General features: G+C 64.1%; 7 protein-coding genes. All 7 read left to right on the top strand.

Going from position 1 to position 8,476, the window contains the following annotated elements:
• Nucleotides 1-149 precede the first annotated feature (149 nt).
• The 7 genes from CG716_RS18820 to CG716_RS18790 are packed head-to-tail and all read left to right on the top strand — an operon-like array spanning nucleotide 150 to nucleotide 8,476.
• Nucleotides 150-1,364 (top strand): MCE family protein, encoded by a 1,215-nt coding sequence (locus CG716_RS18820; RefSeq protein ID WP_410430981.1) that lies wholly within the window; start codon nucleotides 150-152, stop codon nucleotides 1,362-1,364.
• Nucleotides 1,361-2,386, top strand: a complete 1,026-nt coding sequence (locus tag CG716_RS18815) for an MCE family protein (protein ID WP_094482322.1) — start codon at nucleotides 1,361-1,363, stop codon at nucleotides 2,384-2,386. The genes CG716_RS18820 and CG716_RS18815 overlap by 4 nt, the downstream gene beginning before the upstream one ends.
• Nucleotides 2,386-3,468 carry an MCE family protein gene (locus CG716_RS18810; protein ID WP_094482320.1) on the top strand — a complete coding sequence of 361 codons (1,083 nt, stop codon included), beginning with the start codon at nucleotides 2,386-2,388 and terminating at the stop codon, nucleotides 3,466-3,468. The genes CG716_RS18815 and CG716_RS18810 overlap by 1 nt, the downstream gene beginning before the upstream one ends.
• Nucleotides 3,468-4,898, top strand: a complete 1,431-nt coding sequence (locus CG716_RS18805; RefSeq protein WP_094482318.1) for an MCE family protein — start codon at nucleotides 3,468-3,470, stop codon at nucleotides 4,896-4,898. Before CG716_RS18810 ends, CG716_RS18805 begins: the two co-directional genes overlap by 1 nt.
• Nucleotides 4,895-6,253: an MCE family protein gene (locus CG716_RS18800; protein WP_094482316.1), complete on the top strand. Its 1,359-nt coding sequence runs from the start codon at nucleotides 4,895-4,897 to the stop codon at nucleotides 6,251-6,253. Before CG716_RS18805 ends, CG716_RS18800 begins: the two co-directional genes overlap by 4 nt.
• Nucleotides 6,253-7,953 (top strand): MCE family protein, encoded by a 1,701-nt coding sequence (locus CG716_RS18795; protein ID WP_094482314.1) that lies wholly within the window; start codon nucleotides 6,253-6,255, stop codon nucleotides 7,951-7,953. Before CG716_RS18800 ends, CG716_RS18795 begins: the two co-directional genes overlap by 1 nt.
• 13 nt (nucleotides 7,954-7,966) lie before the next feature.
• On the top strand, nucleotides 7,967-8,476 hold the full coding sequence (locus CG716_RS18790) for an Rv2253/PknI dimerization domain-containing protein (RefSeq protein ID WP_094482366.1): 510 nt from the start codon (nucleotides 7,967-7,969) through the stop codon (nucleotides 8,474-8,476).

The raw sequence follows: 8,476 nt of genomic DNA, 5'->3' as shown, positions 1-8,476 counted from the left end.
TCGTGGTCGTCTCGGTCACCTTGCTGGTCTCCCTAGCCATTTACGGCTCCAACGGCAACTTCAACCTGTCCGGATAGAGAGAAGACGTGACGCGAAATCTCGGTCCGGGCCCATCCGACCGATCCGAAACCGAAACCCACGCTGCGCCGGTGGCAGCCCGGGTTGGGCATAGCTTCGGTGCGCGTGGCTGGGCACGTCCGGTGGCGGGCCTGGCGACTGTCCTCATCGTCGCTGCAATCGTCGCAGTCTCCGTGGGTCTGTTCCGCGGTGACTTCACCCAAACCGTTCCGGTGACCGTGATCTCCGACCGGGCCGGCCTGGTGATGAACCCCGATGCTCGTGTGAAGATGCGCGGTGTTCAGGTCGGCAAGGTCGAATCGATCGAAACCCGTCCCGACGGTGCGGCCGTCCTGCACCTCGCGATGGATCCGGCACAGCTGCACAAGATCCCGTCGAATGTCGTCGCCGACATCGAATCGACGACGGTGTTCGGCGCCAAGTACGTCAACTTCGATCCGCCGGCGCAGCCGTCGCCAAAACCCATGTACTCCGGCCAGATCCTGCAGGGCCAGCACGTCACCATTGAAATCAACACGGTGTTTCAGCAGCTGACGCAGATCCTGAACAAGATCGATCCGGCGCAGCTCAACGAGACCCTGGGCGCGCTCTCTTCGGCGTTCGCCGGCCGTGGCAAGCAGTTCGGCCAGACCGTGGCCGACTTCGACAGCCTGTTGGCCAAGCTCGAGCCCAGCCTGCCGAACATGTCGCGCGATATCGAGCTCACCGCCCCGGTGACCGCCGCCTATGCCGACGCCGCCCCGGATCTCGTCAGGACGGTGCAGAGCGCGAACAAGTTCAGCCAGAGCATCGTCGATGAGCAACAGAACCTGGACACCTTCCTGGTCAACATGATCGGGCTGGCGGATCAGGGCAACGACGTGCTCGGCACCAACCAGCCGGCTCTGAGCAAGGTGCTTCACCTGCTGGCTCCGACGACGGCATTGTTCAACGAGTACGCCTCGGCGATCAGTTGCACGCTGGAAGGGATGAACTTCGTCCGCCTGCAGCCGCCACTTCTGGATCCCGGGGTGCTCGTGAACGTCGCCTTCACGCTGGGCATTGAGCGCTACCGGTATCCGTCGAACCTGCCGAAGGTTGCGGCCAAGGGTGGCCCGCAGTGCATGGGTCTGCCCTACATCGGCTACGGCAACCGGTCGAAGTATCTGGTGACCGACACCGGCATCAACCCGTGGCAGTACGGCAACCAGGGCATCCTGCTCAACTCCGACGGCCTCAAGCAGCTGTTGTTCGGACCGCTGGACGGTCCGCCGCGCAACACCGCACAGATCGGACAGCCGGGATGATGCGCACCACAAGCACTCTCGTCAAATTCGGCGTGTTCGCCGTCGTGATGGTGGTCCTGACCGCGTTCCTGTTCCTGACCTTCAGTAACTACCGCAGCGGCTCGACCTCCGGATATTCGGCGGTGTTCACCGACGCGTCGCGGCTCAAGGCCGGCGATACGGTGCGGGTGGCCGGGGTCCGGGTCGGCACCGTGAGCAGTGTTGATCTGCAGCCGGACAAGAGTGTCCTGGTCGACTTCGATGCCGACCGCGACATCGTTTTGACTACGGGAACCAAAGCGGCAGTGCGTTATCTGAATCTCACCGGTGACCGGTACCTGGAGCTCATCGACGGGCCCGGCTCGACCCGGGTGTTGCCGGCGGGGGCTCAGATACCCAAGGACCGCACTCAGGCCGCGCTGGACTTGGACCTCCTGCTCGGCGGGTTGCGTCCCGTCATCCAGGGGCTCAATCCGCAGGACGTCAACGCGTTGACCTCATCGCTGATCAATATCCTTCAGGGTCAGGGCGATACGCTCGATTCGCTGTTGAGCAAGACTTCGTCGTTCTCGAATGCCCTGGCCGACAACAGCCAAACCATCGAGCAGCTGATCGACAATCTCAAGGTGGTCGTCGACACGCTCGCCAAGGATGGCGACAAGTTCTCCGGAGCCATCGACAAGCTCGAGAAGCTGATCACCGGGCTCGCGCAGGATCGCGACCCGATCGGCACCGCGATCTCCTCGCTGGACAATGGAACCGCTTCGCTCACAAGCCTTCTCGACGAGGCTCGCGCCCCGCTGAAGGGCGATATCGATCAGATCGCCCGCCTCGCGCCGCTGCTCGACGACAACAAGATCATCTTCGACCGGGGGCTGCAGCGGGGTCCCGACAACTACCGCAAGATGGCCCGGCTCGGGTCGTATGGCAGCTGGATCATGTACTACATCTGCGGCCTTGCCATCCGGGTCACTGATCTCCAGGGACGGACCGGGGTGTTCCCGATGATCAAACAAGAATCCGGTAGGTGTTCGGAGCCCTAATGCTGAAATACCGCGACTCAAACCTGTTCCGCGCCGGCTTCATCGGCGTGGTGTTGATCCTGCTGGTGATTGCCATCGGGCTGCAGCCCGAGCGGCTGGTGCAGCTGGCCACCTCGGTGCGCCATCAGGCCTTGTTCAGTGAGGCGGGCGGAATCACTGTCGGCAACGACGTGACGATCTCCGGCATCAAAGTGGGTTCGGTCACCGACATTTCGCTGGATAACGGCGACGCGCTGGTCAGCTTCACCACCGCAGGCAAGTACCCGCTGGGGTCGCAGACCACCGCCCACATCCGGACCGGCTCGTTGCTGGGGGAGCGGGTGCTCACCCTCGAATCGGCTGGCAGCGGGAGTCTGCGTTCCGCCGATGTGATCCCCACGACCCGCACCTCCTCGCCGTACTCGCTGACCGAAGCTGTCAGCGACCTGACCAGTAACACCGAGGGCACGGACACCTCCTCGCTCAATCAGTCACTGGACACCCTCTCGGCGACCATCGACCAGCTCGCCCCCAAGTTGGGGCCGACCTTCGACGGTCTGAGCCGGTTGTCCCGATCGCTCAACAGCCGCAACGAGAACCTGGCCGGACTACTCAAGAGTGCCGCCGACGTCACCACGGTGTTGGGGCAGCGCAGTCAGCAGCTCAATACCCTGATCCTCAACGCCAACGACCTGCTCGGCGTGCTCAACGACCGGCGCGAGGCGATCGTGGACCTGCTGGCCAACACCGCCGCGGTGTCCCAGCAGCTGTCGGGGCTGGTATCCGACAACGAGAAGCAGCTGGCCCCGGCGTTGCAACGGCTCAATTCCGTTGTCGCGGTGCTGGAGAAGAACAAAGACAACATCTCCAAAATGCTGCCGAACGTGAAGAAATTCATCTTGTCGGAAGGCGAGACGCTGGCCAACGGGCCGTACTACAACGCCTATGTGCCGAACCTGCAGCCGGCAGAGCTGCTGCAGCCGTTCATGGACTACGCATTCGGCTTCCGGCGCGGTGTCAACGCCGGCCAGCCGCCGGACAACGCAGGGCCACGTGCTGAATTGCCCTTGCCCTACAACGGCATTCCGGGAGGTTCGCGCTGATGGCACGATCACGTTTGGTGAAGGTGCTGGCAGTCGCTCTGGCTGGACTGCTCGTAGTGGGTGCGGCGTTTCTGGTGCACGACATCTTCTTCGGCCCGAAGACGATTTCCGCCGTATTCACCACCTCCACCGGTATTTACCCCGGCGATGACGTGCGGGTGTCGGGCGTCAAGGTCGGCACCATCAAGGCGATCGAGCCCGAGGGCACTCAGACCAAGCTGGTGCTCGACGTCGACCGTGACGTGCCGATCCCCGCCGACGCCAAGGCCGTGATCGTGGCGCAGAACCTGGTCGCGGCCCGCTATGTGCAGCTGACGCCGGCCTACCGCAACAATGTCGGGCCGAAGATGGCTGACAACGCGGTAATTCCGTTGGACCGCACCGCGGTACCGGTGGAGTGGGATGAGGTGAAGGCGCAGCTCATGCGGCTGGCTACCGATCTCGGACCGCAGAGTGGCGTCTCGGGCACGTCGGTCTCGCGTTTCATCGACAGCGCGGCCAATGCCCTCGACGGCAACGGTGACAAGCTCCGCCAGACCATCACCGAGCTGGCCGGCGTCTCCCGCGTCCTGGCCAACGGCAGCGGCAACATCGTTGACATCATCAAAAACCTGCAGACCTTCGTCACGACCCTGCGCGATAGCAGCGAGCAGGTGGTCATGTTCCAGAACCGGTTGGCGACGCTGACAAGCGTGATCGACGGGAACCGGTCCGATCTCGACTCCGCACTGAAGAACCTGTCGGTTGCGATCGTCGACATTCAGCGGTTCGTCGCCGGGAGCCGGGACCAGACCTCCGAGCAAATCCGGCGGCTGGCCAACGTGACCACAAACCTGATGAGCAACAAAATGGAGATCGAGAACATTCTCCATATCGCCCCCAATGCGTTGACCAACGCCTACAACATCTACAGCCCGTCGGCCGGCAGTGCGGTGGGGCAGTTCGTGTTGAACAACTTCTCCGACCCAACCCAATTCATCTGCGGCGCAATCGGTGCCATTGAGAACACCACCGCTCCGGAAACGGCGAAGCTCTGCCAGCAGTATCTGGGGCCGGCGCTTAGGCTGTTGAACTTCAACTATCTTCCGCTGGGCATCGATCCTTACCTGATGCCGGCCGCCAACCCCGCGGACCTCATCTACTCCGAGCCGAACCTCGCCCCGGGTGCTGGCGGCCCGTCGCCGGTGCCGCCGGAGGCGCCGCCCGCCATCTCGGCGTACGACGGTGTGACGCCGGGACCCCCGCCGTTCACCGGACGTGCGCCGGGGGAGACCCCGCCGGGTGCGGCCCAACTACTGCCCGGTGGAGCGCCGGCGCAAACCCCCAGTGTGATCTCGTCGCTGCCGAGCTTGCTCAACCCGACGGGGGCCGCGCCCGGCCCTGCGCCGGGTGGGCCGCCCATGGCTGCGGAAGCAGGAGGGACGCCATGATCGGCGGGAAATCGTTGAGGCGGGCGGTGATCGCCGGCTCATGCGTCGCGGTGACCACCAGTGCCTGTGCCTTCCAGGGGGTGAATTCCCTGCCGCTGCCCGGCGCTGTCGGCCGTGGCTCGGATGCCAGCGTCTACCACGTCGAGATTGCGAATATCTCGACACTGGAACCGAATTCACCGGTGATGATCAATGACGTCGTCGTCGGCAGTGTGCGCAAGCTGACGGTCAAGAACTGGCATGCCGACGTGGAGTTCTCGGTGAAGCCCGATGTGGTGGTTCCGGCCAACGCTGTTGCCAGCGTTGGCCAGACAAGCCTGCTGGGCTCCATGCACCTGGCGTTGAGTACGCCGATCGGGCAAGCCCCGAGCGGCAAGCTCAACCCGGGCGCGACGATCCCGTTGAACGCATCATCGACCTATCCGACGACCGAGCAGACGCTGGCATCGCTTGCGGCCGTCGTCAACGGCGGCGGACTCGGCCAAATCGGTGATGTGATCCACAACTTCAGCACCGCGGTCAACGGCAACGAAGCCCAGTTCCGCGACCTGATCACCCGGCTGGACACCTTCGTCGGGACCCTGGATGGGCAGCGCGACAACATCGTCTCGATCATCCAGTCGCTGAACCGGCTGTCTTCGACCTTCGCCGGCCAGCGCGACGACCTCGCCGCCGCCCTGCAGAAGATCCCGCCGGCGATCGACGTGTTGATCAAGGAAAGGCCCACTCTCACAACGGCCTTGGAGAAACTCGGCACGTTCAGCGATACGGCCAACCGCCTGGTAAACCAGTCGCAGGCCGATCTGGTGGCGAACCTCAAGAACATCGAGCCCGCCATCAAGGCGTTTGCCGATGTCGGTCCTGACCTGGATGCGCTGCTGGAGTATGCGATCCACTTCCCGTTCACCCAGAGCTTCATGGACCGCGCGATCCGCGGTGACTACTACAACCTGTTCGCGGTCGTCGACCTGACCGTTCCGCGGTTGAAGCGCACGCTGTTCTTGGGCACCCGGTGGGGTCAGGAAGGCGCCCAGCTGATTCCGGCTCCGGGCGACCCGGTCTACCTGAACTACACCTATGACCCGCTGAAGACGGGGGTTACCCCGCCACCGCCGGATGCGTTCGACGACCCGCCGCCGCAAGCACCGCCGCCCTCGACGATCGCCGATATCGGTCCGATCCTGCCGTTCGTGCCGCCTACGCCGATCGCGGCGCCAGGTGCCGAGATCTACACCCAGGCCCAGCTGGCGGCCAAGGGTGTGACGCCGATTTTCGCGGGACCCTATGGTGGGCAGCCTAATCCGCCGGCCAACACGCCGCCGGCTCCGGCTCCGCCGACAGGAGGGGGTGGCTGATGCTCACGCGTTTCGTCCGGACTCAGCTGATCATCTTCACGATCGCCTCGATCGTCGGTGTGGCGATCATGGTGTTCGCCTACATCCAGGTCCCCACGTTGCTGGGACTGGGACGGCTCACCGTCAAGCTCGACCTGCCCGCCACCGGCGGCCTCTACAAGTTCAGCAATGTGACCTACCGGGGTCTGCAGGTCGGCAAGGTCACCTCGATCGACCTCACCGACGACGGCGCCCAGGCGACGTTGTCGCTGGATACGTCGCCAAAGATCCCGGCCGATCTCAAGGCCGAGGTGCGTAGCATGTCGGCGGTCGGTGAGCAGTATGTGGAGTTGTTGCCGCGCAACGACAAAGGGCCCTACCTGGAGGACGGTTCGGTCATTCCGGTCGGTAGCACGTCCATCCCGCAGGCCGTGGGACCCATGCTCGATCAGGTCAGCAAGCTGGTGGACAGCATCCCGAAGGACAAGCTCAGCCAGCTGCTCGGTGAGTCCTATCAGGCCTTCAACGGGACCGGCTACGACTTCGGTTCGTTGATCGATTCGGGCGCGACCATCACCAGGGACATGAACGGGATCTCTGATAACACCCGCTCCCTGATCGACGACTCGATGCCGTTCCTGAAGGCACAGGCCGACACCACCGATTCGATTCGGACCTATGCGAAGAGCCTGGCCGGTATCACCGAGCAGGTGGCCAACAACGACCCGCAGTTCCGGTCGATCCTCAAGAACGGCCCGGGCTTCGCTCAGGAGACGTCGAAGCTGCTGGAGCAGATAAAGCCCACGCTGCCAGTGTTGTTGGCGAATCTGACCACGTTCGGCCAGATCGGTGTGACGTACAACGCCTCCATCGAGCAGTTGCTGGTGCTGGTACCGCCGTTCGTCGCGCAGATCCAGACGTACGCGCCGACCAACAACCCGACCGGCCTGCCCAACGGTGACTTCTCGCTGGGCCTGGGTGATCCCGCTGCCTGTACGGTCGGGTTCCTCCCGCCGTCGTCGTGGCGCAACCCCGCCGACACATCGGTCATCGACACCCCGGACAACCTGTATTGCAAGCTGCCTCAGGACTCACCGGTGGCGGTGCGCGGCGCGCGCAACTACCCGTGCATGGAGCACCCGGGTAAGCGCGCCCCGACGGTCGAACTGTGTAACGACCCCGACGGTTTCCAGCCGTTGGCTCAGCGCCAGCACGTCCTCGGCCCGGCCCCGATCGACCCGAGCCTGGTGGCTCAGGGCATTCCGATCGACAGCCGAGCGCTACCGGATTCCAACATCTTTGGGCCGTTGCAAGGCACGCCGCTACCGCCAGGAGTGAGCGCGCCCCCGCCAGGTGCGGCGCCGGAGAATCCGCCCCCGCCGAACTTCGCGGGTACCGGCCCGGGACCGCTGTTGCCTGGGGCGCCCATCTACCAGACACCGCCCGTGAGCCCGCCGGGGCCGGTAGGCAACATCGGCCCGGCCCCGATCAACCTGCCAGGTCCTCCTCCCGATCAGGCTCCTGCTGATCAACCGCCCGCGGATGGGGCTGTGCCGCAAGCCGCGCCGAGTGCGTTCAACGGCAATGGGCACGGGCCAGGCTTGGCGGTGGCGAAGTACGACACGCGCACGGGTCAGTACATGGGCAGCGACGGCACGCTCTACCGCCAGACCAATTTCGTGAAGCCGGCAACGACCTGGCAGGACATGCTGCAGAGCTGAGAGAGGTATGTCGATGTCAATTCGTGGATTTCAGACACTGGCGGCGGCGTGTGTGGGTGTCCTCGTCGTCGGGGTGACCTCTGCCGTGCCCGCTCGGGCGTCGGATGATTGGGGTATCAACGGCACGTTCGCGGTGTCGTCCAACGGTGATTGGGCGAAAGTCAACGGACGCTACGAGAATCAGCCGTCGGAGCGCAGCACCTGGACCATTTCGACCACCTGCATCTCACCCACCGAGTGCAGCGGCACCGCGCAGAGCGACGAAGGATGGTCCGCTCCGATCTACACCACGAACAGCCTGTGGTACCTGAAGCGCACGATTCCCAACTGGCGATTCTGCGCCGACGGATCAGCGATCGAGGGCTTCCAGGAGTACAAGATCTACCCTGTCGGCGCCGACGGCCATTACGACGCCTCCTCAACCGAATACACCGGTGAGAACCGTGTCATCGGCCCGAGCGGCTCGTGCGGCCGCAACCAGTGGCCGGTCATCGAGATGCCGTTCTACATGAAGAAGTTGTAG

Origin of the sequence: Mycolicibacterium sphagni (assembly GCF_002250655.1) — a bacterium.
GTDB lineage: Bacteria > Actinomycetota > Actinomycetes > Mycobacteriales > Mycobacteriaceae > Mycobacterium > Mycobacterium sphagni.
The sequence above is the reverse complement of the archived record's forward strand: the minus strand, read 5'-3'. Positions and strand labels throughout refer to the sequence as shown.